Annotated in this window: 23 protein-coding genes and 1 rRNA gene; 20 read left to right on the forward strand and 4 right to left on the reverse strand. The window is 70.3% G+C overall.

Translation table 11 applies throughout. The features are described from left to right. Positions 1–50: 50 nt before the first annotated feature. From F9C11_RS24640 to F9C11_RS24650, 3 genes are all read right to left on the reverse strand, one after another. Positions 51–1,049, reverse strand: coding sequence for a 1-aminocyclopropane-1-carboxylate deaminase (locus F9C11_RS24640; RefSeq protein ID WP_409179726.1), 999 nt, complete (start codon positions 1,047–1,049; stop codon positions 51–53). Beyond that, positions 1,046–1,693 (reverse strand): GntR family transcriptional regulator, encoded by a 648-nt coding sequence (locus F9C11_RS24645; protein ID WP_409179727.1) that lies wholly within the window; start codon positions 1,691–1,693, stop codon positions 1,046–1,048. The genes F9C11_RS24640 and F9C11_RS24645 overlap by 4 nt, the downstream gene beginning before the upstream one ends. Before the next feature lie 288 nt (positions 1,694–1,981). Then, positions 1,982–2,341 (reverse strand): DUF1844 domain-containing protein, encoded by a 360-nt coding sequence (locus tag F9C11_RS24650; protein ID WP_037370356.1) that lies wholly within the window; start codon positions 2,339–2,341, stop codon positions 1,982–1,984. Between the two features lie 231 nt (positions 2,342–2,572). On the opposite strand from F9C11_RS24650, the gene infC reads away from it, so the two are divergent. From infC to pheT, 7 genes are all read left to right on the forward strand, one after another. Continuing rightward, the gene (gene infC / locus F9C11_RS24655) at positions 2,573–3,178 is read left to right on the forward strand and encodes a translation initiation factor IF-3 (protein WP_101439378.1); all 606 of its coding nucleotides are present in this window, start codon (positions 2,573–2,575) and stop codon (positions 3,176–3,178) included. Positions 3,179–3,258: 80 nt separating this feature from the next. Next, positions 3,259–3,453: a 50S ribosomal protein L35 gene (gene rpmI, locus F9C11_RS24660; RefSeq protein WP_009079615.1), complete on the forward strand. Its 195-nt coding sequence runs from the start codon at positions 3,259–3,261 to the stop codon at positions 3,451–3,453. A gap of 64 nt (positions 3,454–3,517) precedes the next feature. Next, positions 3,518–3,895 carry a 50S ribosomal protein L20 gene (gene rplT, locus F9C11_RS24665; RefSeq protein WP_009079612.1) on the forward strand — a complete coding sequence of 126 codons (378 nt, stop codon included), beginning with the start codon at positions 3,518–3,520 and terminating at the stop codon, positions 3,893–3,895. Between the two features lie 8 nt (positions 3,896–3,903). Continuing rightward, positions 3,904–4,692: a TrmH family RNA methyltransferase gene (locus tag F9C11_RS24670; protein ID WP_409186970.1), complete on the forward strand. Its 789-nt coding sequence runs from the start codon at positions 3,904–3,906 to the stop codon at positions 4,690–4,692. Positions 4,693–4,725: 33 nt separating this feature from the next. Further along, a complete protein-coding gene (locus F9C11_RS24675; RefSeq protein ID WP_409179728.1) occupies positions 4,726–4,851 on the forward strand; it encodes a hypothetical protein in 126 nt (41 codons plus the stop codon). Positions 4,852–6,003: 1,152 nt separating this feature from the next. Continuing rightward, the gene (gene pheS / locus F9C11_RS24680) at positions 6,004–7,059 is read left to right on the forward strand and encodes a phenylalanine--tRNA ligase subunit alpha (RefSeq protein WP_409179729.1); all 1,056 of its coding nucleotides are present in this window, start codon (positions 6,004–6,006) and stop codon (positions 7,057–7,059) included. Beyond that, entirely contained in the window at positions 7,059–9,629 is a 2,571-nt protein-coding gene (pheT, locus tag F9C11_RS24685; RefSeq protein WP_409179730.1) for a phenylalanine--tRNA ligase subunit beta, read from the forward strand. Before pheS ends, pheT begins: the two co-directional genes overlap by 1 nt. Positions 9,630–9,872: 243 nt before the next feature. On the opposite strand, the gene F9C11_RS24690 is transcribed toward pheT, so the two are convergent. Next, positions 9,873–10,562, reverse strand: coding sequence for a DNA alkylation repair protein (locus tag F9C11_RS24690; RefSeq protein ID WP_409179731.1), 690 nt, complete (start codon positions 10,560–10,562; stop codon positions 9,873–9,875). A gap of 130 nt (positions 10,563–10,692) precedes the next feature. Between F9C11_RS24690 and F9C11_RS24695 the strand changes: the two genes are divergently transcribed. The 13 genes from F9C11_RS24695 (at position 10,693) to F9C11_RS24755 (ending at position 26,121) form a co-directional block, all read left to right on the forward strand. Continuing rightward, entirely contained in the window at positions 10,693–12,294 is a 1,602-nt protein-coding gene (locus F9C11_RS24695; protein WP_409179732.1) for an alpha/beta hydrolase, read from the forward strand. Between the two features lie 194 nt (positions 12,295–12,488). After that, positions 12,489–12,965, forward strand: coding sequence for a helix-turn-helix domain containing protein (locus tag F9C11_RS24700; RefSeq protein WP_409179733.1), 477 nt, complete (start codon positions 12,489–12,491; stop codon positions 12,963–12,965). Between the two features lie 1,111 nt (positions 12,966–14,076). Then, a complete protein-coding gene (gene argC / locus F9C11_RS24705) occupies positions 14,077–15,105 on the forward strand; it encodes an N-acetyl-gamma-glutamyl-phosphate reductase (protein ID WP_409179734.1) in 1,029 nt (342 codons plus the stop codon). Continuing rightward, entirely contained in the window at positions 15,102–16,262 is a 1,161-nt protein-coding gene (argJ, locus tag F9C11_RS24710) for a bifunctional glutamate N-acetyltransferase/amino-acid acetyltransferase ArgJ (protein ID WP_409179735.1), read from the forward strand. Before argC ends, argJ begins: the two co-directional genes overlap by 4 nt. Then, the gene (gene argB, locus F9C11_RS24715; protein WP_409179736.1) at positions 16,259–17,194 is read left to right on the forward strand and encodes an acetylglutamate kinase; all 936 of its coding nucleotides are present in this window, start codon (positions 16,259–16,261) and stop codon (positions 17,192–17,194) included. The genes argJ and argB overlap by 4 nt, the downstream gene beginning before the upstream one ends. Next, complete coding sequence (locus F9C11_RS24720) at positions 17,191–18,396, forward strand: acetylornithine transaminase (RefSeq protein ID WP_409179737.1); 1,206 nt, start codon at positions 17,191–17,193, stop codon at positions 18,394–18,396. Before argB ends, F9C11_RS24720 begins: the two co-directional genes overlap by 4 nt. Next, the gene (argF, locus tag F9C11_RS24725; RefSeq protein ID WP_409179738.1) at positions 18,396–19,322 is read left to right on the forward strand and encodes an ornithine carbamoyltransferase; all 927 of its coding nucleotides are present in this window, start codon (positions 18,396–18,398) and stop codon (positions 19,320–19,322) included. The genes F9C11_RS24720 and argF overlap by 1 nt, the downstream gene beginning before the upstream one ends. Next, the gene (locus tag F9C11_RS24730; protein ID WP_009079593.1) at positions 19,319–19,819 is read left to right on the forward strand and encodes an arginine repressor; all 501 of its coding nucleotides are present in this window, start codon (positions 19,319–19,321) and stop codon (positions 19,817–19,819) included. The genes argF and F9C11_RS24730 overlap by 4 nt, the downstream gene beginning before the upstream one ends. Continuing rightward, positions 19,816–20,814: an argininosuccinate synthase domain-containing protein gene (locus F9C11_RS24735; protein WP_409179739.1), complete on the forward strand. Its 999-nt coding sequence runs from the start codon at positions 19,816–19,818 to the stop codon at positions 20,812–20,814. The genes F9C11_RS24730 and F9C11_RS24735 overlap by 4 nt, the downstream gene beginning before the upstream one ends. Before the next feature lie 24 nt (positions 20,815–20,838). Next, on the forward strand, positions 20,839–22,254 hold the full coding sequence (argH, locus tag F9C11_RS24740; protein ID WP_409179740.1) for an argininosuccinate lyase: 1,416 nt from the start codon (positions 20,839–20,841) through the stop codon (positions 22,252–22,254). A gap of 44 nt (positions 22,255–22,298) precedes the next feature. Continuing rightward, positions 22,299–22,934, forward strand: a complete 636-nt coding sequence (locus tag F9C11_RS24745) for a DNA-3-methyladenine glycosylase (RefSeq protein WP_409179741.1) — start codon at positions 22,299–22,301, stop codon at positions 22,932–22,934. A gap of 32 nt (positions 22,935–22,966) precedes the next feature. After that, positions 22,967–24,241: a tyrosine--tRNA ligase gene (gene tyrS, locus F9C11_RS24750; RefSeq protein ID WP_409179742.1), complete on the forward strand. Its 1,275-nt coding sequence runs from the start codon at positions 22,967–22,969 to the stop codon at positions 24,239–24,241. 360 nt (positions 24,242–24,601) lie between these two features. Continuing rightward, positions 24,602–26,121, forward strand: a 16S ribosomal RNA gene (locus F9C11_RS24755). The last annotated feature ends 78 nt before the right edge of the window (positions 26,122–26,199 follow it).

The raw sequence follows: 26,199 nt of genomic DNA on the forward strand, positions 1-26,199 counted from the left end.
GTCGTGAGTGGCGATCACGGTTAGAACCGTGATCGCCACTCACGAGAGCTTCAGCCGAGCACGCTCGTGTACGCGTTGATCGCAGGCTGCCCGCCAAGATGCGCGTACAGCACGTTCGAATCCTTCGCGATCTCGCCGGTGCGCACGAGATCGATCAGCCCGGCCATCGACTTCCCCTCGTACACCGGGTCGGTGATCATGCCTTCGAGCCGCGCGGCGGTCCGGATCGCGTCGAGCGTCTGCTCGTCCGGAATCCCGTAGACGCCCGCGTGGTAACGCTCGTCGAGTTCTGGTTCTTCGACCGGCCCGGCCCCGATCAGCTCCGCCGTGCTCTTCGCGATCCGCCCGATCTGCTCGCGCGTTTCCTCCGGTTTCGCCGACGCGTCGATCCCCAGGATCCGCCGCCGCTTCCCGCTCACGGCCGCTCCGGCGAGCATCCCCGCCTGCGTGCTGCCGGTGACCGAGCACACCACGACGGTGTCGAAGAAAACGCCGAGTTCGCGTTCCTGCTCTTCCAGCTCCAGCACCCAGTTCGCGAACCCGAGCCCGCCGAGCCGGTGGTCCGACGCCCCGGCCGGGATCGCGTACGGCGTGCCGCCGTTCTCCTCGACCTCCGCCAGCGCCCGCTCCCAGCTCTCCTTGAAGCCGATGCCGAACCCGGCGTCGACGAGCCGGACGTCCGCGCCGAGGATCCGCGACAGCTGGATGTTGCCGACCTTGTCGTGCAGCGGATCGTTCCAGTCGACCCAGCTTTCCTGCACCAGCACGGCCTTCATCCCGGCCCGCGCCGCCGCGGCCGCGACCTGGCGGGTGTGGTTCGACTGCACCCCGCCGATCGAGACGAGCGTGTCCGCGCCCTTGGCGAGCGCGTCGGCGACGAGGTACTCCAGCTTGCGCGTCTTGTTGCCGCCGTAGGCGAGGCCGGAGTTGAGGTCCTCGCGCTTGGCCCAGACGGGCGCGCCGCCGAGGTGTCCGGTCAGCCGGTCCAGCCGGTGCACCGGCGAAGGCCCGACGAGCAACGGGCAACGGGGGAAATCAGCCAGGCTCACGCGTCCTCCAGGAGGGCTTCGAGGTCGGTCCAGATCTTCGAGGTGAGCTGCGCGGCGGTCGCTTCGTCGCCCGCTTCGAGCGCGGCGATGAGCTCTTCGTGCCGGGTGACCGAGCGATGCGCGGGCAGCGAGCTGAACCGCGCGTATTCGAGACGGCGCAGCAACGGCGTGTACCGGTCGAGCGTCGCCGCGACCGCCCGGTTGCCGCACGCGCGCACCGGGATGTCGTGCAGTTCGTCGTCCGCTTCGATCGCCTTGCCGACGTCCCCCGCGGCGACGGCCGCGCGAAACCGGTCGTTGGCTTCCCGCATTTCCGCGAGCTGCGGCTTGCCGAGCCGGGGGAGTGCTTCGCGCACGGCCAGCTCGTGCAGCGCCCGGACGAGCCGGACCGCGTCGCGCACGTCGCCGGCGTCGAACTCGGCGACCCGCGTGTAGCTCTGCGGCTTCGACACGACCAGCCGGTCCTCGGCCAGCCGCAGCAGCGCCTGCCGGACCGGGGCGCGGGACAGCCCGAGCTGCTCGGCGAGGTCGGCGTCGCGCAGGGGAGTGCCCGGCGGGAGGCTGCCGTCGATGATGGCGTGCCGGATGCGCTCGTACGCCTCGTCGCGCAGCAGCGGCCGGGAAACCTTGGGGAGTGCACTCACATCTAACATGTTAGATGTCGGCTCCGGCTGAAGGCAATGGTCGGAACTGCGGATCCGCTCCGTCGGCTGTGCTCTTTGCGCGGTTTTCCCGGCAGCCGGTGCGCGCGGCTGCCTTTGGTTCCCCTCGCGATCAGGCGCTGATTCCCTCAAGGCAGCCCTCGCGGACCTTCGCGAGAGAGCAAGCCCGAGCCGAGGCCGGTCCTCATGGCGTCCGCACTCCGGAAACGGCGAAGACCCGCCCGGCGCTGCCGCGAGGCGGGTCTTCGGAGTTCTCCGGCGGGTTCCGGTTCAGTACACCGGCCCGGTGTACTTCTCGCCCGGCCCCTGGCCCGGCGGGTCCGGCACGACGGACGCCTCGCGGAACGCCTTCTGCAGCGACTGCAGTCCGTCGCGGAGCGGGCCGGCGTGCAGGCCGAGGTACTCCGCGGAGGCGGTCACGAGCCCGGCGAGCGCGGTGATGAGGCGGCGGGCCTCGTCGAGGTCGCGGTGCGGCGAGTTCTCCGGGTCGGCGTCGGCGAGGCCGAGCCGTTCGGCTCCCGCGGACAGCAGCATCACCGCGGCGCGGCTGATCACCTCGACGCTCGGGATCTCCTCGAGCCCGCGGTCGTCGGGGGAATACGGGGGCGGTGGCGAAGGTTGTTCAGACACGTCTGGTACCCTTCCACGTGCGACCAGCTCCCGAGCGATCGGGGGCGGCAAGTGGAGCCCCGCTCCCACCCGTGTCACCGACTCAGGTGTCCGGGTCCGGTCTCGCCGAAGTGGTGCGGTGCCGTTCAGGCAGCGTATCGCGGAGGCGAAGCGTTCGGCCCTCGCGCCGGACGCGATCGGAGACAGAGCGGGCCCCGTGCACCGGCAGCAGCCGGCGGCGGGGCCTGAATCGTGTGGGCACCAGGTCGAACGAGAAAACATCACTCGGACCAAGGAGGCCCCATCAGCTCCGAGACACGCATCAACGAACGCATCCGGGTGCCGGAAGTCCGGCTCGTCGGTCCCAACGGCGAGCAGGTCGGCATCGTCCGGATCGAGGATGCGCTGCGGCTTGCGCAGGAGGCGGATCTCGACCTCGTCGAGGTGGCCCCGCAGGCCCGCCCGCCCGTGGCCAAGCTCATGGACTTCGGCAAGTTCAAGTACGAGAGCGCCCAGAAGGCCCGCGAGTCCCGCCGCAACCAGCAGCTCACCGTCATCAAGGAACAGAAGCTGCGTCCGAAGATCGACCAGCACGACTACGAGACCAAGAAGGGTCACGTGTCGCGGTTCCTGGCGGCGGGCAACAAGGTCAAGGTCACGATCATGTTCCGCGGCCGCGAGCAGTCCCGGCCGGAGCTCGGTTTCCGGCTCCTGCAGAAGCTCGCCGACGACGTCACCGAGCTCGGCTTCGTGGAATCGTCGCCGAAGCAGGACGGACGCAACATGATCATGGTGCTGGCCCCGCACAAGAACGTGAAGCCGAAGGCCGTCAAGGCCGAACCGGCTCCCGAGGCGTAGCGCGCCCCGGCGCCGACCAGCACAGTCAGCGGCACACCGGGTTCTCCGGTGTGCCGCCGCACGGAAGAGGACGAACAACCATGCCGAAGATGAAGACGCACAAGGGCACGTCGAAGCGGGTCCGCATCACCGGTTCGGGCAAGCTGCGCCGCCAGAAGGCCGGCCGCCGCCACCTGATGGAGAAGAAGTCCAACCGCCTCACCCGTCGTCTCGAGGGCACCACCGAGGTCGCCCAGAACGACGTCAGCCGAGTGAAGCGCCTGCTCGGCCGCTGAGGCCCGCACCCTTTCCCGACCACCCCGGGGTCCCCGCACCCCCCGAATTCGACAGGATGGACCAGTGGCACGCGTCAAGCGGGCGGTCAACGCCCAGAAGAAGCGTCGCGCGACTCTCGAACTGGCCAGCGGTTACCGCGGCCAGCGTTCGCGGCTGTACCGCAAGGCCAAGGAGCAGACGCTCCACTCGCTCAACTACGCCTACCGCGACCGCCGCGCGCGCAAGGGTGACTTCCGCCAGCTGTGGATCACCCGCATCAACGCGGCCGCTCGCGCCAACGGCGTCACCTACAACCGGTTCATCCAGGGCCTGAAGGCCGCCGGTGTCGAGGTGGACCGCAAGATCCTCGCGGACCTCGCGGTCAACGACGCCGCCGCCTTCACCGCGCTCGCCGAGCTCGCCAAGGCGAACGTCACGACCGGCGAAGCGAAGTCGGCCTGACCGGCGGCATTGTCCGGCCCGGGGCGGATCCGTTCACCGAACGGACCCCCCGGGTCGTTGCCGCGCGCAAGCTGACCCGGCGCGCGGAACGAGAGAAAACCGGCCGCTTCCTGGCCGAAGGAGTCAACGCGGTCACCTCGGCTCTGTCCCATGGCACGGTCCACGAACTCTTCGTGACCGAACGCGCCGCGGCCGCGCACCCGGCATTGGTGGAAGCCGCCCCGCGCGTGTCGCCGATCACCGAACGCGCGGCCGCGAGCCTGTCGGAAACCGTGACGCCGCAAGGAATCATCGCGGTCTGCTCGCTGGTCGACCGTCCACTGGAGACGGTTCTGGCCTCGGCTCGCCTGGTGGCAGTCCTGGTGGACGTCGCCGAACCCGGCAACGCGGGCACCGTGATCCGGGTAGCCGACGCCGCCGGCGCCGACGCGGTGATCCTGGCCGGCGACACCGTAGACCCGCACAACGGCAAAAGCGTCCGCGCCGCCGCGGGTTCGACGTTCCACGTCCCGCTGGCCCGCGCCCGGGACATCCCGTCGGTCCTGACCGCCCTGCGCGCGGCCGGCCTGCGGACCCTGGCCGCCCACGGCTACGCCTCGACCTCGCTCGAGACTGTCCGCTTCGGAGACCCAGTGGCATGGATCTTCGGCAACGAGGCGCACGGCCTGCCCGAGGACGTACTGTCCGCAGTGGACGAAGCAGTCCGGATCCCGTTGTACGGCAAGGCGGAAAGCCTCAACCTGGCCACGGCCGCCGCAGTCTGCGTGTACACCGCGGCGATGGCCGCACACCGCTGACCCGGTGCCTGGCCGCCCACCACCGACGACGCCATGCACACACGCCCTTCCCCGGCTCCGCACGCCTTCCTGGCGATGGACATGGACGAACGCTGGGCCCGCCGATCCCCGGCCGTCATGCCGGAAACGTTCCCCTGGTTCCGCGGCGAGGCCTGCTAGCTGATCGTCGACAATCTCCTTGCTCTGCCCGCGAAACCGTGCGTCGCCGATGGTTTCCGCCTGCTGCCGCACCTGGTCAGGCCGCTGCTGAATGGCGTGGACCAGGCCGCCTGGCTCCTGCCGACGCCGAAATTCCGCCACGCGGCGAGCGAAGGCAGGAGTGCACCGGGGGAGAGCTTCGTGCGGCGAACGAGCGACCCGGCGCGGCTGCCCGCAACCTGGCTTAGCGGACCGAATGTTCGCGCCCCTCCTCCGAGCGGAACCGAGCGGCTCGGGTTGCCAGCGATCGAGGTCGACACGACTACGGAAGACGATCTTTCCCTGAGGCGACAACTGCCTTCCGCCTCCGGCCCCGACGGCCGTTGCGTCCGATGATGCGTGAGTTGCGAGGCTGCTGACTTCCGTGGTGCGGAAGGCTGTCGCGTGGCTAAGTGGCAGCTAACGCCAGCGACTTCCGCGCTTGGGGGTCGGCTATCGCTCGGCCAAGTGTGAGTCGCCGCACCAGCCGTCCGAGTTGTCGGCTCGATCCCTGCTGGGGTCGGCTATGGCTCGGTCAAGTGCGGGCCGCCGCACCAGCCGTCCGAGTTGTCGGCTCGATCCCTGCTGGGGTCGGCTATGGCTCGGTCAAGTGCGGGCCGCCGCACCAGCCGCCCGGGTCGTCGGCTCGATCCCTGCTGGGGTCGGCTATGGCTCGGCCAAGTGTGAGCCGCCGCACCAGCCGTCCGAGTTGTCGGCTCGATCCCTGCTGGGGTCGGCTATGGCTCGGTCAAGTGCGGGCCGCCGCACCAGCCGCCCGGGTCGTCGGCTCGATCCTCGCCGAGCTGCCCGGCCGCCGGTCCCGCGCCCCGAGCCCGCTGCCGCTCCGCGATCAGCCGCCGACGCCCCAGCCGAGGCCCTCCGGAGGGCGCCCCGGCGAGGGTCCGCGGCAAGCCGGTCGAGGGGTGGTCCTCACCTGATTCGCTGACCTCCGTTCGGGTCCTCGGCGACGGTCGGTCGTGATCACGGGGCGGATCCGGCGCGGGCGCTCCGGAAGCGGAGGGTGAGCGGCCGGGCCCGGAGCCCGATCCCCTAGACTGAGCTGCCCGATGTGCACGTGCGGCGGCATGCCCGCGTGCCGCCGACAACACCAGTCCCAGCGGACGCCGAGGAGTCATGTCCGGAGCCACAGAACAGCCGGTCGACGTGCTCGCACCGGAGACCCTGCGCGCGGCGATCAAGGCGGCCGAGGACGCCTTCGCCGGCGCGGCCGACCTGGACGCGCTCGCCGCCGTCAAACCGGCCCATCTCGGGGACCAGTCGCCGGTGCTGCTCGCGCGCCGGGAGATCGCCGCGCTGCCGAAGCAGGAGAAGGCCGACGCGGGCAAGCGCGTCAACGAGGCCCGCCAAGCGGTCCAGTCCGCGTTCGACGCGCGCCGCGCGGCGCTGCAGGCCGAGCGCGACGAGCGCGTGCTCCGCGAGGAGGCCGTCGACGTCACGCTGCCGTGGGACCAGGTCCCGCGCGGCGCCCGGCACCCGATCAGCACGCTGTCCGAGCGCATCGCCGACGTCTTCGTCGCCATGGGCTACGAGGTCGCCGAAGGCCCCGAGCTCGAGGCGGAGTGGTTCAACTTCGACGCGCTCAACTTCGGCAAGGACCACCCGGCGCGCCAGCTGCAGGACACGTTCTACGTCGGCGAGGAAGGCTCCGGCCTCGTGCTGCGCACGCACACCTCGCCGGTGCAGGCCCGCAGCCTGCTGCACCGCGAGCTGCCGGTGTACGTCGTGTGCCCGGGCCGCACCTACCGCACCGACGAGCTCGACTCCACGCACACGCCGGTGTTCACCCAGGTCGAGGGCCTCGCCGTCGACAAGGGCCTCACCATGGCGCACCTCAAGGGCACGCTCGACGCGTTCGCCCGCGCGATGTTCGGCGAGAGCTCCAAGACGCGGCTGCGCCCGCACTTCTTCCCGTTCACCGAACCGTCGGCGGAGGTCGACGTCTGGTTCGAGGAGAAGAAGGGCGGCCCCGGCTGGGTCGAATGGGGCGGCTGCGGCATGGTCAACCCGAACGTGCTGCGCGCGTGCGGCGTCGACCCGGAGGTCTACTCCGGCTTCGCGTTCGGCATGGGCATCGAGCGGACCCTGCAGTTCCGCAACGGCATCCCGGACATGCGCGACATGGTCGAAGGCGACGTCCGGTTCACCCTTCCCTTCGGAACGGAGGCGTAGTGCGAGTCCCGGTGAGCTGGCTGACCGAGCATCTCGAAGTGGATGCCGACGTCACGCCGCAGGACCTGGCCGACGCCTTCGTGCGGATCGGGATCGAGGTCGACGAGCTGAGCGAGCTCGGCCCGGTGACCGGCCCGCTCGTGGTCGGCCGCGTCGCGGAGATCGAGGAGCTGACCGGCTTCAAGAAGCCGGTGCGGTTCTGCCGCGTCGAGGTCGGCGAGGAACCCGACCCGGAGCCCGACGAAGCGGAACTGTCCGAAGAGGACGACGACGAGGACGACGGCCCGCTCGAGAACGAGGGCCCGCACGGCATCAAGACCCGCGGCATCATCTGCGGCGCGAGCAACTTCGCCGAGGGCGACCTCGTCGTGGTCGCGCTTCCGGGCGTGGTCCTGCCGGGCGGCTTCGAGATCTCCGCGCGCAAGACGTACGGCAAGATCAGCGACGGCATGATCTGCTCGGCGGCCGAACTCGGTCTCGGCGACGACCACAGCGGCATCCTCGTGCTCCCGCCGGGCACGGCGAGCCCGGGCGACGACGCGAAGGACCTGCTCGGCCTCGACGACACCGTCATCGAGGTCACGCCGACCCCGGACCGCGGCTACGCGCTGTCGATCCGTGGCCTGGCGCGCGAACTGTCGAACGCGCTCGACGTGCCGTTCGGCGACCCGGCGATGCTCGACAACTTCCCGGAGGCCGAGGGCGAGGCGTGGCCGGTCCGGGTCGAGGACCCCGAAGGCTGCCCGCGGTTCGTGCTCCGCCGAGTCACCGGTCTGGACGCGACCGCGCCGACGCCGTGGCGGATCCGCCGCAGGCTGATGCTGGCCGGCATCCGTTCCATCTCGCTCGCGGTCGACGTCACCAACTACGTGATGCTCGAGCTGGGCCACCCGCTGCACGCGTTCGACACCGGCTCCATCCAGGGCGACCTGGTGGTCCGCCGCGCGAAGGCGGGGGAGAAGCTCACCACGCTCGACGACGTGGAGCGCACCCTCGACGCGGACGACATCGTGATCGCCGACGACAGCGGCGTCATCTCCCTGGCCGGCACGATGGGCGGGGCCAGCACGGAGATCACGCCGGAGAGCACGGACGTGCTTCTCGAGGCGGCGCACTGGAACCCGGCGTCGATCAGCCGCACCGCGCGCCGGCACAAGCTGTTCTCCGAGGCGGCGAAGCGCTTCGAGCGCTACACCGACCCGGCGCTGTGCGCGGCCGCAGTGGAACTCGCCGCGCGGCTGCTGCGCCAGTACGGCGACGGCGCGATCCGCCCGGGCCGCACCGACGTCGGCGGCGTCGCCCCGCACGCCCCGGTGACCATGCCGATCAACCTGCCCGACCAGGTCGCCGGCGTGCGCTACGAACGCGGCGTCACGGTGCGGCGGCTCGGCCAGATCGGCTGCAAGGTCCAGCTCAGCACGAGCGACCAGGGCGTCGGTCTCGTCACCGCGACCCCGCCGAGCTGGCGCGGCGACCTCGTGCAGCCCGCCGACCTCGTCGAGGAGGTCCTGCGGCTCGAGGGCTACGACAGCATCCCGTCGGTCTTGCCCGCCGCGCCCGCGGGCCGCGGCCTCACCGACGCGCAGCGCCGCCGCCGCGCGGTGTCCGGCGCGCTCGCCGAAGCGGGCTACGTCGAGGTGCGCCCGTTCCCGTTCATCGGCGACGCGGTGTGGGACGCCTTCGGCCTGCCCGAGGACGACATCCGCCGCACCACCGTGCGCGTGCGCAACCCGCTCGAAGCCGACCGCGACCGGATGGCGACGACCCTCCTGCCGGGCCTGCTGGAGACGTTGCAGCGCAACGTTTCCCGCGGCCTGAAGGACGTGTCGCTCTTCCACGTCGGCCAGGTCGTGCTGCCGAAGCCGAACCAGCTCGAGGTCCCGGACCTCGGCGTCGAGCACCGCCCGAGCGACGAGGACCTCGCCGTGCTGGAGGCCGCCGTGCCCGCACAGCCGGTGCACGTCGCCGTCGTCCTCAGCGGCCAGCGCCCGCGCGCCGGCTGGTGGGGCAAGGGCGGCCAGGCCGGCTGGGCCGACGCCGTGCAGGCCGCGCGCCTGGTGGCCGAGGCCTCCGGCGTGCAGCTGACGGTGCAGGCCGCCGACCTGCTGCCGTGGCACCCGGGCCGCTGCGCCCAGCTGCGCGTGGGCGACTGGCCGGTCGGCCACGCGGGCGAGCTGCACCCGAAGGTCGTCGAGGCCCTCGGCCTGCCGCCGCGCACGGTCGCCATGGAACTCGACCTGGACGCGATCCCGCTGCCCGACTCCCGTCCGGCGCCCAGCATCTCGGCCTACCCGCCGGTGCTGCTGGACGTCGCGCTGGTCGCCGGCACGGACGTCCCGTCCGCCGACCTCGCCGACGTGCTCCGCGAGGGAGCCGGCGAGCTGCTCGAGGAGATCACTCTCTTCGACGTCTACACCGGCGAGCAGCTCGGCGAAGGCAAGCGTTCCCTGGCGTACAAGCTCCGCTTCCGCGCCGCGGACCGCACCCTCACCGTCGACGAGGCCACCAAGGCCCGCGACGCTGCGGTCGCTGCTGCCAGCGAGCGCTTCGGAGCGACGCTCCGCGCCTGATCCGGCGCTGTCCCCGTCCCGCGCTCCGGCCACCGGCCGGTCAGCCGGGGCGGGGGAGCGCTGGTGTCATGGCACCCTCCTTTCGATGTCTGGCACTAGGCAGCGCGCAGTGTCCGAGTTCGTGCTGTACCTGCCGCAGCGGCTCCTCGCGCTCGATCGCGTGCGTCGCGCAGGAGTGGCGAATGCGGGTGGATGGTGTCGCACAACGGCTGCAGGTGCGTCGCGACGAACCGGGCTTTCGCTTCAGCTGAGGTGCTTCATCGCCTCCCGTGTGGACAGTGCGGACAATCCCGGGTGCGCTTTGACAAACGCGCGTACCCACTCCGGCTCGGCGCGCGCGTGATCCCGCAACGCCCAGCCGATTCCCTTGCGCAGAAAGAAATCCCGATCCTCCATGTTCGCCTCGATCGCGTCGGCGAGCAGTTGCTGGTCCACGTCGCCCTTCGCGCTGACCTGGCAGATCACCGCCGTCCGCCGGCGCCAGCGGTCAGCGTCGGTCATCCAGCGGCGCAGAACCGGCGTGACCGCCGCCCGGTGCTCGCGCAGGATCGGCCCGACGCGGCGGATCGCGACCACGTCGACGTAGTCCCACCACGCCCCGGTGACGATCAGCTCGTCGTACATCTCCAGCAGTTCCGGGTCCTGCCACCGCCGATAGGCGCGATGCCCGGACAGATCTATTGCCGCGTACCGCTCCTCGCGGTACTCCGCTTCCCGCCACAACGCGAGCACGGTTTCCGCGTATGTCACTCGATCGGGCAGAACTTGCTCGGCCAGAACCGTCTTCATGAGTTTGGCGCGCGGCGGTTTCGGCACGCCGCGAAACGGCATCGCGGACTTCATGTATGCCTGCATTTCCGCTGCTTTGACCGGGTCGGCCAGTTCCGCCAGCCCGGTTCGCACCGCCGTGCGCAACGCTTCGCCCGCGTCCACTGAGGACCACCTCCGTCGTCTCGGATCCCGACGATCGGGGGACAGCGCGGCTCGTGTCGGGAAACGAGATTCTGCCGCGCAGCCGGTAGCTTCGACGAGCCCGGGTTGCCGTCGGACGCAAAGGACCACTGTGAGGAAAATCGTCACCGCGCTGGCCGCCGCCGCTCTCGCGGCCGGAACGCTGGCTGTCGCACCCGCCGCCACCGCGGTGCAGCCCGAAGGGCCGGGCTACGCGCCGCCGCCGATCAAGTGGGGACCGTGTTCCTCGCCGGGCCTCGTCAAGGCGGGAGCCGAATGCGGCTTCCTGGTGGTCCCGATGGACTACGCGCGGCCGTCGGGCGAGACGGTGCAGATCGCCGTCTCCCGGGTGAAGCACAAAACCGCGGAGTTCCAGGGCGTGCTGCTGGTGAACCCGGGCGGGCCGGGAGGCTCGGGGCTCGGGCTTTCCGTGCTGGGCCGGAACGTGCCCAAGCACGCCGGCGACAGCTACGACTGGATCGGCTTCGACCCCCGCGGAGTCGGCTCCAGCAAACCGGCTCTCACCTGCGACGGTAACTACTTCGCGCCCGTCCGCCCGGCTTACGTGCCGAAGACGCCGCAGCTGGAGAGCGCCTGGCGGACCCGCACGGAGGACTACGCCGAGGCCTGCGCGAAGAACGGCCCGCTGCTCGACCACATCAAGACCACTGACGTCGCGCAGGACATGGAAAGCCTCCGCAAGGCGCTGGGGCAGCAGCAGATAAACTACTACGGCTTCTCCTACGGCACTTACCTCGGGCAGGTGTACAGCACGCTGTACCCGGACCGGATGCGCCGGATGGTGCTCGACGGGAACGTCGACCCGCGCAAGGTCTGGTACGACGCCAACCTGGACCAGGACGTCGCCTTCGACCGCAACATCAAGATCTACTTCGACTGGCTCGCGAAGTACGACAGCGTCTACCACCTCGGCAAGACCGGCCCGGCGGTCGAGCAGCTCTGGTACGCGCAGCAGCGGAAGCTCGACCGCGCCCCGGCGGGCGGCGTGGTCGGCGGCGACGAGTGGACCGACATCTTCCTGCAGGCCGGCTACTACGTGTTCGGCTGGGAGGATATGGCCAAGGCCTTCGACGGCTGGGTGCACCGCGGCGACTGGCAGGCGCTGAAAGCGTTGTACGACAAGTCGAACGCGCCCGGCGACGACAACGGCTACGCGGTTTACAGCGCGGTGCAGTGCACCGATGCGCAGTGGCCCCGGGACTGGGAGCGCTGGCGCCGCGACGCGTGGGTCACCCACCTTCGCGCGCCTTTCGAAACCTGGAGCAACACCTGGTACAACGCGACCTGCCTGAACTGGCCCGCGAAGCCGGGCAAACCGGTGGAGATCGACGGCTCGAAGGCGAGCGGCGCGCTGCTGATCAGCGAGGAACTCGACGCGGCCACGCCGTACTCGGGCAGCCTCGAAGTGCGCAAGCGCTACCCGCGCTCGAGCCTGATCAGCGCGCCCGGCGGGACGACGCACGCCGGCTCGCTGTCCGGGGTTTCGTGCGTGGACGACCGGGTCGCCGACTACCTCGCCACCGGCGCCTTGCCGAAGCGGGTGCGAGCCGACCGTTCCGACGTCCAGTGCGCCGCGGTGCCGCAGCCGGTTCCGTCTCCGGTCGCGTCTAGCGCGCAGCAGAAGGCCGATGCCCAGGCGAAGGCCGCGGCGGAGGCGAAGCAAAGCCTGCTCGCCGGGCTGCTGCGTTTCTGACCTGTCGTTCCCGGTGCCCCGGTCTGGTCCGCCAGGCCGGGGCACTGTTCTTTTCCGCTGGTCCACCGATCCCCCTCGGTTGTTTTTCGGGTCGCCGGGGACGCTACGGCGAGGGTCTGACAATTTCGGACCGCAGTCACCCGATCGCGTTAAGTGATCGAAAATTGTCGGGGGTCGCGGATACCTTCGCGGCCATGACGATCATTCAGGAGCACCGGACCGAGGTCCGGTCAGGAGATGTCCAGTACCAGGTCGCTGTCATCACGCGCAGCGAGGACGGCGAGCCGGAGCGGGTCACGGTCACGGTCGGCGGCGAACGGCCGGACGGCGAACCCGTCGTCGAGGGCAGACTCGAACTCGACGTGACGTCCGTGGCGACCGTCGCGGAGCTGCTCGACACGAGCCTGCGCACCTTCGCGGGCGGCGGTTCGCGGCGAAGATCGCGCGGACGCCCGGCGCAGCAGGGGCGGCCGTGGACCGACGAGATGGACGCGGAGCTGGAGGCCCGCTGGCTCGCCGGGGATTCGGTGGCCGAGCTGGCGCGGCATTTCAAGCGGACTCCCGGAGGGATCCGGGCGCGTCTGCCCCGGGTCGGCTGCGATCCGGAGCATCCGGGAAATCATCTGCCGACGCCGCCGAGTCTGCGCGAAGCGGAGGAGGGGGCGGACTGAGGAGTGCCCGCCGGGTTCGCGTGCCGCGGCGGGCCCGGCGTGGCGTTGCCTGTGCGCTGCAGCGGCGGTTCATGCGCTGGCCGGACGGGGTGGCGGAGGCCGGTTCGGGCGGTGAACGAGCTGTGTTGCCTGATGGTTCGGGACGCTGGGCGCTCGGATGGCCAGCTGGCCTGGGCGGCTGTGGCCGGGGTGGCGGTGGCCGGGGTGGCGGTGGCCGGGGTGGCGGTGGCTTTGTGTAGCTGGGTGGCCCGGGTGGTGGTGCTTGTGCGGCTGGGCGGCCGGAGAGTGACGGCTGGTGCGTCCGGGCGGCTCGGAGTGTGGGGCTGGTGCTGGGCGGCCGGAGTGTGGTGCTGGTGCGGCTGGGCGGCTATGAGCGTGGCGGCTGGTGCGGCCGGGTGGCCCGGAGCGTGACGGCTGGTGCGGCCGGGGTGGTGGCTGGTGCGTCCGAGCGGTTTGGGCGGCGGTGGCTGTGTGGCTAGGCGGCGTGTGCGATGAGGCGGCCTGGGCGGTCGCGGCTAGGTGGTCTGGGCGGCCGGGGTCTGTGGCTGGGCGGATTCGGGCCCAGTGACGTGTGGCTGAGTGTCTGGTGACTGGAGAGGTTGGGTGAGCGGCTGGAGCGATTGGGCGATGCGTGCCTCGGCGGCCGGGATGGCTCGGGTGGCCGAGCGGGCCCGTGCGGTCGGGTCAGTGCGGTTGCGGTCCGGAGGACCTCTACAGCTGCACGGCGAGCGCGGCTGAGGGGCCGCGGCCGAACATGTCATGCGCCCGACGGGCCCGTGCCGCCTGGACGGGTGGCGGAAGAGTCTGCGCGGCGCAACGACACGGCATGAGGGACGTCGTCGGTGCGCGGACAGGGTCGGAGCCCGGGGCGGTAGGCATCGGCGGCCGGATGCGGTGCCGACGGCGGCGAGCGGACACGCCGCCACCGCTGGCTGCACCGCGGCACCGGCTGGTTCGGCTTGCCGAGACGGGCTTCGGCCTGCCAAGGCGACGGAAAACCGCCTGAATACGGAGAAATACGGAGAGAATCCACGGAAGTCCTGGGGAGGGGACGGCCAGGGTGAGCAAACCCTCTTTGTTTGAGCTTGCACGCTCGTGCATAATCATTCGTATGACGGTGAAGATCGCGGTAGCCGGGGCCAGCGGGTACGCGGGCGGCGAACTGCTGCGCCTGCTCCTGACCCATCCCGAGGTCGAGATCGGCGCTCTCACGGCGGCGAGCAGCGCGGGGACGACGCTGGGCACGCACCAGCCGCACCTCGTTCCGCTTGCCGGGCGCGTGCTGCTCGAGACGAACGCGGAGACGCTCGCGGGCCATGACGTCGTGTTCCTGGCTCTGCCGCACGGCCACTCGGCCGAGATCGCGGCTCAGCTCGGGCCGGACGTGCTCGTGGTCGACCTCGGGGCCGACCACCGGCTCGCCGACGCGGCGGACTGGCGACGGTGGTACTCCGGCGAGCACGCGGGCCAGTGGCCCTACGGGATGCCCGAACTGCCCGGGGCGCGCGAGAAGCTCGTGGGGACCAAGAGGATCGCGGTTCCCGGCTGCTTCCCGACTGGCGGGTCGCTGGCGTTGGCGCCGGCGTTGGCAGCCGGGCTGATCGAGCCCGCGGTCACCGTGGTGTCGGTGACGGGGACGTCGGGTGCGGGCAAGGGCCTCCGGCCGAATCTGCTCGGGTCCGAGGTCATGGGCAACGCGAGCGCGTACGGCGTCGCTGGGGCGCATCGGCACACGCCGGAGTTCGTGCAGAACCTCTCCGCTGCGGCGGGCAAACCGGTGACCGTGTCGTTCACGCCGGTGCTCGCGCCGATGCCGCGCGGCATTCTCACCACCGCTAGCGCCCAAGTCGTCGGCGACGTCGACGAGGCCGCCGTGCGCGCGGTGTACGAGAAGGCTTACGGCGCCGAACCGTTCGTCCAGGTCCTGCCCGAAGGGACCTGGCCGACCACCGCCGCGACGGTCGGTTCGAACAACGTCCAGCTCCAGCTCGGGATCGACGCCGGCGCGGGGCGGCTCGTCGTCGTCACGTCGATCGACAACCTCACCAAGGGCACCGCGGGCGGTGCCGTCCAATCGATGAACCTGGCGCTCGGTTTCCCCGAGGCCACCGGACTTTCCACCGTGGGAGTGGCACCGTGACCGTCACCGGACCGAAGGGTTTCCGCGCCGCGGGCGTAGCCGCCGGGATCAAAGCCTCCGGCGCGCTCGACCTCACGCTGGTCGTCAACGACGGCCCGCTCGACGTCGCGGCCGGCGTGTTCACCCGGAACGTGATCAAGGCCGCGCCCGTGCTGTGGTCGCAGGAAGTGCTGAAGCAGCAGAAGCTGAAGGCCGTCGTGCTCAACTCCGGCGGAGCGAACGCGGCGACCGGGCCGGGCGGGTTCCAGGACACCCACGCCACGGCGGAGAAGGTCGCCGAAGTACTGGGCACCGGGGCGATCGAGGTCGCGGTCTGCTCCACCGGGCTGATCGGCGAGCGGCTGCCGATGGCCGCCGTTCTGTCCGGTGTGGACAGTGCGGTCAAGGCGCTGGACTCCAGCCCGGAAGCGGCGCTCAACGCGGCCACCGGCGTCATGACCACCGACACCAAGCCGAAGCAGGCGTTCGCCCAGCACGAATCCGGCTGGAGCGTCGGCGGATTCGCCAAGGGAGCGGGGATGCTCGCGCCGAACCTGGCGACGATGCTGTCCGTGCTGACCACGGATGCCGTGGCGGACAAGGAAACTCTCGACCGTGCGCTGCGCGCCGCCACGCACGTCACGTTCGATCGGCTCGACGTGGACGGCGGGACCTCGACGAACGACACGGTGCTCGTGCTCGCCTCGGGCGCGAGCGGGGTGGAGCCGACCGAAGCCGAGCTGACCGAGCTGCTCACCAAGGTCAGCCACGACCTGGTGCTGCAGCTGCGGGCCGATTCCGAAGGCGCCACCAAGGATGTCGACGTCACGGTGAAGGGCGCCGCGTCCGAGGCCGACGCGATCGTGGTGGCCCGGACGATCGCCGAGGACAACCTGGTCAAGACCGCGCTGTTCGGGTCCGACCCGAACTGGGGCCGGATCGCGATGGCACTCGGCCGCGCACCGGCGCACATCGACCCGGAAACGGTGTCGATCGCCATCAACGGCGTCACCTTGTTCGCGGGCGGCACGACGGCCGAGGACCGGTCGGCGGCCGACCTGTCCGGGCGGGCCATCGAGGTCGTCGTGGATCTCGGGGTCGGTTCCGGCGAGGCCACGATCTACACCACGGACCTGTCGCACGCGTACGTCGAAGAGAACAGCGCGTACTCGTCATGACGGATACCGGAAGGCTTGTCTCCGCGGACGAACGTCTCGCCAGCGCGGCCGAGAAGGCCGGGGTGCTGATCGAAGCGCTGCCGTGGCTGCAGCGGTTCCACGGCGCGACCGTCGTGGTCAAGTACGGCGGCAACGCGATGATCGACGAGCAGCTGAAGGCCGCGTTCGCCGAGGACATGGTGTTCCTGCGGCTGGCCGGGCTGCACCCGGTGGTCGTGCACGGCGGCGGACCGCAGATCAGCGCGATGCTCTCGCGGCTCGGCGTGCCGGGGGAGTTCAAGGGCGGCCTGCGCGTCACCACGCCGGAGACCATGGACATCGTGCGGATGGTGCTGGTCGGGCAGGTCAGCCGCGAGCTGGTCGGCCTGATCAACGCGCACGGGCCGTACGCGGTCGGCATCTCCGGCGAGGACGCGCGGCTGTTCACCGCCGAGCGCAAACAGGCCACTGTGGACGGTGAGCAGGTGGACATCGGCCTCGTGGGCGAGGTCGCCGAGGTGAACCCGGACGCGGTGCTCGACATCGTGAACGCCGGCCGCATCCCCGTCGTGTCCACGGTGGCCCCCGACGTCGACGGCGTGGTGCACAACGTCAACGCCGACACCGCCGCGGGCGCGCTCGCCGCGGCGCTCGGCGCGGAAAAGCTCGTGGTGCTCACCGATGTCGAAGGTCTTTACGCCAACTGGCCGGACCGGTCGTCGCTGATCGACCGGATCCCCGTCGACCGTCTCGAACGCATGCTGCCCGGCCTCGCCAGCGGCATGATCCCGAAGATGGAGGCGTGCGTGCGCGCGGTGCGCGGCGGCGTGCGCGGCGCCCACGTCATCGACGGCAGGCTCGCCCATTCGGTGCTGCTCGAGGTCTTCACCTCGCGCGGCATCGGGACCATGGTGCTGCCCGAGGCAGCGCCCTCCGGAACGGAGCACCCGTGACTACCCTCAAGTCCAATGCGGACGGTCAGCAGCACTGGCAGTCGGCCGTCATGGACAACTACGGCACTCCCGGCCTGACTCTCGTGCGCGGCGAAGGCGCGCGGGTGTGGGACGCGGACGGCGCCGAGTACGTCGACCTGGTCGGCGGCATCGCGGTGAACGCGCTCGGCCACGCGCATCCCGAGGTGGTGCGCGCGGTCACCGAGCAGATCTCGAAGCTGGGGCACACGTCGAACCTGTACGTGAACCCGGTTGCGGTCGAACTCGCCGAAACCCTTCTCGACGTCGCGGGCCTGACCGGGCAGGGCAAAGTCCTGTTCGTGAACTCCGGCGCGGAGGCCAACGAGGCCGCGCTGAAGATCACCCGGCTCACCGGACGCAGCAAAATCGTCGCGGCCGAGGGCGCGTTCCACGGGCGCACCATGGGCGCGCTGTCGCTCACCGGGCAGCCGTCGAAGCGCGAGGCGTTCGAGCCGCTGGTCCCGGGCGTCACGCACGTTCCGTACGGCGACGTGGAAGCGTTGCGGGCGGCCGTGGACGGCGAAACCGCGGCGGTCTTCTTGGAGCCGGTGCTCGGCGAAGCGGGCGTGATTCCGGCTCCGGACGGCTATCTGCAGGCCGCGCGCGAGATCACCAAGGCCGCCGGCGCGCTGCTCGTGCTCGACGAGGTGCAGACCGGGATCGGCAGGCTCGGCACCTGGTTCGGCTTCCAGCAGGCCGGGATCGTGCCGGACGTGATCACGCTCGCGAAGGGCCTCGGCGGCGGGCTTCCGCTCGGCGCGGTGATCGGCGTCGGCGCGGCGGGCGATCTGCTGAAGCCGGGCCAGCACGGCACCACCTTCGGCGGCAACCCGGTGTGCTGCGCGGCCGGGCTGGCCGTGCTGCGCACGATCGTCCGGGACGACCTGCTCGACCACGTTTCGGCGCTCGGCAAGGACATCGCGGCCGGCGTCGAGGCGCTCGGCCACCCGCTCGTCTCCGGCGTCCGCGGCGCGGGGCTGCTGCTCGGCATCGGCCTGCGGGAACCGGTCTCCGCGGCCGTCGCGAAGGCCGCGCAGGACGCGGGCTACCTCGTCAACCCGGTCGCCCCGGACACCGTCCGGCTCGCCCCGCCGCTCGTGCTCGACGAGCAGCAGGCGCGCGGCTTCCTCTCCGCCCTCCCGGGCGCGCTCGACTCCACCACCACGAAGGAATCCGACTGATGCCCCGCCACTTCCTCCGCGACGACGACGTCACCCCCGCCGAGCAGGCCGCCCTGCTCGACCTGGCCGACCAGCTGAAAGCCGATCCGCTCGGCACCAAGGCGCTGGCCGGGCGCACGGTGGCCGCGATCTTCGAGAAGAACTCCACCCGGACCCGGTTCTCGTTCGAGGTCGGCATCAGCCAGCTCGGCGGGCATCCGGTGATCGTCGACGGCCGCTCGATGCAGCTCGGCCGCGAGGAGACCATCGAGGACACCTCGCGCGTGCTGTCCCGTTACGTCGACGCCGTCGTGTGGCGCACGTTCGCGCAGAAGCGCATCGACTCGATGGCGTCGGTCGCGTCGATCCCGATCGTCAACGCGCTCACCGACGAGTTCCACCCGTGCCAGGTGCTCACCGACCTGATGACCATCCGCGAGCGCAAGGGCAAGCTCGCCGGGCTCACGCTGACCTACCTCGGCGACGGCGCCAACAACATGGCGCATTCGCTGCTGCTCGGCGGCACCACCGCCGGGATGAACGTGCGCGTCGTGTCGCCGGAAGGCTTCCAGCCCGACCAGCAGGTGATGCTCGACGCCAAGAAGCGCGGCGAGGAGACCGGCGGCAGCGCGACGGTCTACACCGACGCGCACGAAGCCGTCGAGGGGTCGGACGTGCTGGTCACCGACACCTGGACGTCGATGGGCCAGGAGAACGACGGCCTCGACCGGGTCGGCCCGTTCCGCGCCCTGCAGATCAACGCCGAGCTGCTGAAGCGCGCCGCCGACGAGGCGATCGTGCTGCACTGCCTGCCCGCGCACCGCGGCTGGGAGATCACCGACGAGGTGCTCGACGGCCCGGCCAGCGCGGTCTGGGACGAAGCGGAGAACCGGCTGCACGCGCAGAAGGCCCTGCTGGTCTGGCTGTTCGGGCAGAACGGCCGATGACCAGCAGCCGGGTCGGGCGCCAGGCGCGGATCACCGAACTGGTGTCCACGATGGCCATCCGCAGCCAGACGGAGCTGGCGCGGCTGCTGGCCGCCGAGGGGATCGAGGTCACGCAGGCGACGCTCTCGCGCGACCTCGACGAACTCGGCGCGGTCAAGCTGCGCGGAGCCGACTCGGGCGCGCCGGTCTACGTCATCCCCGAGGACGGCAGCCCGGTCCGCGGCGTGCAGGGCGGCACTTCGCGGTTGTCCCGGTTGCTTGCCGAACTGCTGGTGTCGGCGGATTCGTCGGGCAACCTCACCGTGCTGCGCACGCCGCCGGGCGCCGCGCAGTTCCTCGCGAGCGCGATCGACCGGGCCGCGCTGGAAGAGGTCGTCGGGTCCATCGCGGGCGACGACACGGTCGCGGTCATCGCGCGCGAACCGTTGACCGGACGCGACCTCGCCGAGCGGTTCACCGCGCTCGCGCAAGGTTCGGCGGAAGGGGACGAGCCGTGACCCGGCGGGTCGTGCTCGCCTATCCGGGCGGGCACGGCTCCTCAGCCGCGCTGAATCTCCTTGCCGGACAACGTGAAGTGGTCGCGTTGGCGGCGGACTTCGGTGCGGGCGACGTCGATTTGTGCGCGCTGCGGCGGCAGGCGGCGGCGGACGGCGCGGCCGAGATCGTGGTCGCGGACGTCCGCGAGGAATTCGTCAACGGCTACTGTTTGCTTGCCCTGCAAGCGAATGCGCTGCTCCTCGACCGGCACCCGCTGGTCGACGCGCTGGCCCGGCCGTTGCTGGCGAGCCAGCTGGTCGCGACCGCGAAGGACCGCAACGCGTCGGCCGTCGCGCACGGCGGCGGGGGCGTGCTGTCCAGCATGATCGCGGCCCTCGCGCCGGACCTGGAGATCGTCGAACTCGGCGCCCCCGGCGGGCAGGAGCTGTCGACGAGCCGGACTTTGTGGGGGCGGGCCGCGAACGAGGGCTACCGCTGCACCGAGGACGCCGTGGCGAACCTCGGCATGCCGGACGAGGTCGTCGTCACCTTCGAACAGGGCGTGCCGGTCGCCGTGGACGGCGAGACGGTCAGCGTGGCCGAGGCGGTGCAGCGGCTCGGCCATCGGGCCGGAGTGCACGGCATCGGCCGGTTCGAGCTGGCGGGCGGCTACGACGCACCGGGCGCGGCGGTGCTGGTCACCGCGCACCAGGAACTGGAATCGGTCACCCTCGACCGCGATCTGGCGAGGTTCAAACACGGCGTCGACCGCCGGTGGGCCGAGCTGGTCCACGACGGATTGTGGTTCTCGCCGCTGCGCGAGCCGCTGGACGCGTTCGTCCGGCGGGCGCAGGAGCGCGTGTCCGGCGAGGTGCGGCTGGTGCTGCACGCGGGCAGCGCGGCCGTCGCCGGCCTCCCCGGGAGGCGGCTTCGCCCGGTCGGACGGCGGTACCGCCCGGCGACCGGGCAGACTCCGCTGGGGAGCACCCAGCATCCGAGCACCCAGGCGTCCTGAGACGCCGGACGAGAGAGGCAGAACGTGAGCGGGAAAGACCAGCCGGTGCAGCTGTGGGGCGGCCGGTTCGCCAGCGGGCCGGCCGAGGCGATGGCGGCGCTGAGCGCCTCGACCCACTTCGACTGGCGCCTGGCGCCCTACGACATCGCCGGATCGCGCGCGCACGCCCGCGTGCTGAACAAGGCGGGCCTGCTCACCGAAGCGGAACTGGCCGGGATGCTCGACGCGCTCGACACGCTGGCGCGGGACGTCGAATCCGGCGCGTTCACGCCGACGGTCGCCGACGAGGACGTGCACACCGCGCTCGAACGCGGACTGCTTGAACGCGCCGGCGCCGAGCTGGGCGGCAAGCTGCGCGCCGGCCGTTCCCGCAACGACCAGGTCGCCACGCTGTTCCGGATGTGGCTGCGCGACGCCGCGCGCCGGGTGGTCGCGGGCACGCTCGACGTGATCGACGCCCTGGTGTCGCAGGCGTCCCGGCACCCGGACGCGATCCTGCCCGGCCGCACCCACCTGCAGCACGCGCAGCCGGTTCTCCTGGCGCACCACCTGATGGCTCACGGCCAGTCGCTGCTGCGCGACGTCTCGCGCCTGCGCGACTGGGACGCGCGCACCGCGGAATCGCCGTACGGCTCGGGCGCGCTCGCCGGTTCGTCGCTCGGCCTGGACCCGGAAGCGGTGGCCGCCGAGCTGGGCTTCGACACCAGCGTGGAGAACTCGATCGACGGCACCGCCTCGCGCGATTTCGTGGCCGAGTTCGCGTTCGCCGTCGCGATGCTCGCGGTGAACCTGTCGCGGATCGCCGAAGAGGTGATCATCTGGAACACCGCCGAGTTCGGCTACGTCACGCTGGACGACGCGTGGGCCACCGGCAGCTCGATCATGCCGCAGAAGAAGAACCCGGACGTCGCGGAGCTGACCCGCGGCAAGGCGGGCCGGCTGATCGGCAACCTCACCGGCCTGCTCGCCACGCTCAAGGCCCAGCCGCTCGCGTACAACCGCGACCTGCAGGAGGACAAGGAACCGGTCTTCGACTCGGTCGAACAGCTGGAGCTGCTCTTCCCGGCGATCGCGGGGATGCTCGGCACGCTCACCTTCCACACCGACCGGCTCGCCGAACTGGCCCCCGCCGGGTTCACGCTGGCCACCGACATCGCCGAATGGCTGGTGCGCCAGGGCGTGCCGTTCCGCGTCGCGCACGAGGCGGCGGGGGAGAGCGTGCGGGTCGCCGAGGGGCGCGGCGTCGGGCTCGACGAGCTGACCGACGAGGAGTTCCAGGCCATCAACCCGGCGCTGACCCCGGCGGTGCGCGAGGTCCTCACCGTCGAAGGCTCGGTGCGCTCGCGGGACGCGCGCGGCGGCACCGCGCCGGACCGGGTCGCCGAGCAGCGGGAGCGCCTCGTCGAGCGCGTCGCGGCGCATCGGCAGTGGCTCAAGTGATCTGCCGTCGGGCCGCTGGTTAGGCTGGCGGCCTGACGAGGGGAGTGCGTGTGGACCGGTTGTTCCGGCGCGAAGAACTGGCACTGGACCCGGTCGACCTGGCTCGGCTGCTGCTCGGCGCCGTCCTCGAGGCCGACGGGCCCGAAGGCCGGGTCGGGGTGCGGCTCGTCGAGGTCGAGGCCTATCGCGGGCTCGACGATCCCGCTTCGCACTGCTACCGCGGGAAGACGCCGCGCAACGCGGTGATGTGGGGCCCGGCCGGGCACCTCTACGTGTATTTCGTCTACGGCATGCACTTCTGCGCGAACGTCGTCGGCACCGAGGACGGCCAGCCGGGCGCGGTGCTGCTGCGCGCCGGCGAGGTCGTCGAGGGCGCGGACATCGTGCGGAAGCGGCGGCCGAACGCGCGCGGCAACGGCGAACTCGCCAAAGGCCCGGCCATCCTCACCTCGGTGCTGGGCCTCGCCCGCGAGCAGAACGGCCTCGATCTCACCGACCCCGAGTCGCCGGTGCGGCTGCTCGTCGGCGAGCGCGTGCCCGCGGACAACGTGCGCACCGGCCCGCGCGTCGGCGTCGCGATGGCGATGGACACGCCGTGGCGGTTCTGGATCGACGGCTCACCAGCCGTCTCGACCTACCGCCGCGGCGGGAAACGCCGGCAGGTGCGACCCGCGGGATAGTCGTTTGACCTGGTGGGGGATCATCTACAGGTGTGAGTGAGCACATCCTTGACGAGTTGTCCTGGCGCGGCCTGATCGCGCAGTCCACCGACATCGACGCCCTGCGCCGAGAACTCGACCGCGGCCCGCTCACGCTCTATTGCGGCTTCGACCCGACCGCGCCCAGCCTGCACGCCGGCAACCTCGTCCCGCTGCTGATGCTCAAGCGGTTCCAGCGCGCCGGGCACCGGCCGATCGTGCTGGCCGGCGGCGCCACCGGGATGATCGGCGACCCCCGCGACAACGGGGAGCGCACGTTGAACACCCTGGACGTCGTCGCCGACTGGGCCGGGCGGATCCGCGGGCAGCTGGAGCGGTTCGTGGACTTCGACGATTCGCCGACCGGCGCGGTCGTCGAGAACAACCTCGACTGGACCGGGAAGCAGAACACGCTGGAGTTCCTGCGCGACGTCGGCAAGCACTTCTCGGTGAACGTGATGCTGAACCGGGAGACGGTGAAGCGCCGGCTCGAGGGCGACGGCATGTCCTACACCGAGTTCAGCTACCTGCTGCTGCAGTCGCAGGACTACCTGGAGCTGTACCGCAAGCACGGCTGCAAGCTGCAGGTCGGCGGCTCGGACCAGTGGGGCAACCTCGTCGGAGGGGTCGACCTGATCCGCCGGGTCGAGGGCGGCGCCGCGCACGCGCTGACCGCGCCGCTGGTCACCGACGCCGAGGGCCGCAAGTTCGGCAAGTCCACCGGCGGCGGCAACGTGTGGCTCGACCCGGAGCTGACCTCGCCGTACGCCTGGTACCAGTACTTCGTGAACGTCGGCGACGCCGACGTGCTCCGCTACCTGCGCCTGTTCACCTTCCTCGACCGGGAGGAGATCGACGAGCTGGCGAAGGACACCGAGGAGCGCCCGCACCTGCGCGCCGCGCAGAAGCGGCTGGCCGAGGAGTTCACGAACCTGGTGCACGGCGAGGACCAGACGCGCCAGGTCATCGCGGCGAGCCAGGCCCTGTTCGGCCGCGCCGACCTGACCGACCTGGACGGCCCGACTCTCGACGCGGCCATGGCCGAGGTCCCGAACGGCAAGGTCGAGCCCGCCGGCGACGCGACGATCGTCGACCTGCTGCTCGCCGGGGGACTGGTGGACAGCAAGGGCGCGGCGCGGCGGACGGTGAAGGAGGGCGGCGCGTACGTGAACAACGTGAAGATCGCCGACGAGGAGTGGAAGCCCTCGGCTTCCGACGCGCTCCACGGCCGCTGGCTCGTGGTCCGCAAGGGCAAGCGCAACGTCGCCGGCGTGCGCGTCGAGGGCTGAGTTCCGCCCTGGGCCCGAAACAGGGGGTCTGACCTGCGGGAACGCAGTTAAGGGACCCCCCTGTTTCGGGCCCTTCCGGGGGGTGTAAAGTTCTTCAAGTCGCCAGGGAGACCGGGCGGCCGCCGGGACACGAACCAAGCTCTCGCCTCTAGGGTGATTGAGTGGGTGTCCCACCACAAACTGCTAGGAATGACCGCTTCGGTCAGGCTCGCCCTTGTGGGGGTGGGTGTGATGCGGGGTGTGTTGCTTGAGAACTCAACAGTGTGCTAGTGAACTAAGCCAGTAGAGCTTAATATGAAACCCCCTCGTCGGGGTTTCCTTTGAGAATGTGATTGAGAGTAGTCTCGATCGAACTGTTCATTGTTGGAGAGTTTGATCCTGGCTCAGGACGAACGCTGGCGGCGTGCTTAACACATGCAAGTCGAACGCTGAACCGGTTTCGGCCGGGGATGAGTGGCGAACGGGTGAGTAACACGTGGGTAATCTGCCCTGTACTCTGGGATAAGCCTGGGAAACTGGGTCTAATACCGGATACGACCACTGCAGGCATCTGTGGTGGTGGAAAGTTCCGGCGGTATGGGATGAACCCGCGGCCTATCAGCTTGTTGGTGGGGTAATGGCCTACCAAGGCGACGACGGGTAGCCGGCCTGAGAGGGTGACCGGCCACACTGGGACTGAGACACGGCCCAGACTCCTACGGGAGGCAGCAGTGGGGAATATTGCACAATGGGCGCAAGCCTGATGCAGCGACGCCGCGTGAGGGATGACGGCCTTCGGGTTGTAAACCTCTTTCGCCAGGGACGAAGCGAGAGTGACGGTACCTGGATAAGAAGCACCGGCTAACTACGTGCCAGCAGCCGCGGTAATACGTAGGGTGCGAGCGTTGTCCGGAATTATTGGGCGTAAAGAGCTCGTAGGCGGTTTGTCGCGTCGGCCGTGAAATCTCCACGCTTAACGTGGAGCGTGCGGTCGATACGGGCAGACTTGAGTTCGGCAGGGGAGACTGGAATTCCTGGTGTAGCGGTGAAATGCGCAGATATCAGGAGGAACACCGGTGGCGAAGGCGGGTCTCTGGGCCGATACTGACGCTGAGGAGCGAAAGCGTGGGGAGCGAACAGGATTAGATACCCTGGTAGTCCACGCTGTAAACGTTGGGCGCTAGGTGTGGGCGACATTCCACGTTGTCCGTGCCGTAGCTAACGCATTAAGCGCCCCGCCTGGGGAGTACGGCCGCAAGGCTAAAACTCAAAGGAATTGACGGGGGCCCGCACAAGCGGCGGAGCATGTGGATTAATTCGATGCAACGCGAAGAACCTTACCTGGGCTTGACATGCGCCAGACATCCCCAGAGATGGGGCTTCCCTTGTGGTTGGTGTACAGGTGGTGCATGGCTGTCGTCAGCTCGTGTCGTGAGATGTTGGGTTAAGTCCCGCAACGAGCGCAACCCTTATCCTACGTTGCCAGCGCGTCATGGCGGGGACTCGTGGGAGACTGCCGGGGTCAACTCGGAGGAAGGTGGGGATGACGTCAAGTCATCATGCCCCTTATGTCCAGGGCTTCACACATGCTACAATGGCTGGTACAGAGGGCTGCGATACCGCGAGGTGGAGCGAATCCCTTAAAGCCGGTCTCAGTTCGGATCGCAGTCTGCAACTCGACTGCGTGAAGTCGGAGTCGCTAGTAATCGCAGATCAGCAACGCTGCGGTGAATACGTTCCCGGGCCTTGTACACACCGCCCGTCACGTCATGAAAGTCGGTAACACCCGAAGCCCATGGCCCAACCCGCAAGGGAGGGAGTGGTCGAAGGTGGGACTGGCGATTGGGACGAAGTCGTAACAAGGTAGCCGTACCGGAAGGTGCGGCTGGATCACCTCCTTTCTAAGGAGCACAACACATCCATGCTCCCGGGATACCCGGGCCAAGGGCATGGGGTGGCCGGAGTTCAAAACCCGCACG

It is taken from the genome of Amycolatopsis sp. VS8301801F10 (assembly GCF_046195355.1).
GTDB lineage: Bacteria > Actinomycetota > Actinomycetes > Mycobacteriales > Pseudonocardiaceae > Amycolatopsis.

Coding starts and splice junctions, on each gene's coding strand:
- rpmI (WP_009079615.1), top strand. CDS start 3,259: ATGCCGAAGATGAAGACGCACAAGGGCACGTCGAAGCGGGTCCGCATC.
- F9C11_RS24675 (WP_409179728.1), top strand. CDS start 4,726: ATGCACACACGCCCTTCCCCGGCTCCGCACGCCTTCCTGGCGATGGAC.
- pheS (WP_409179729.1), top strand. CDS start 6,004: ATGTCCGGAGCCACAGAACAGCCGGTCGACGTGCTCGCACCGGAGACC.
- F9C11_RS24700 (WP_409179733.1), top strand. CDS start 12,489: ATGACGATCATTCAGGAGCACCGGACCGAGGTCCGGTCAGGAGATGTC.
- argC (WP_409179734.1), top strand. CDS start 14,077: ATGACGGTGAAGATCGCGGTAGCCGGGGCCAGCGGGTACGCGGGCGGC.
- argB (WP_409179736.1), top strand. CDS start 16,259: ATGACGGATACCGGAAGGCTTGTCTCCGCGGACGAACGTCTCGCCAGC.
- argF (WP_409179738.1), top strand. CDS start 18,396: ATGCCCCGCCACTTCCTCCGCGACGACGACGTCACCCCCGCCGAGCAG.
- F9C11_RS24730 (WP_009079593.1), top strand. CDS start 19,319: ATGACCAGCAGCCGGGTCGGGCGCCAGGCGCGGATCACCGAACTGGTG.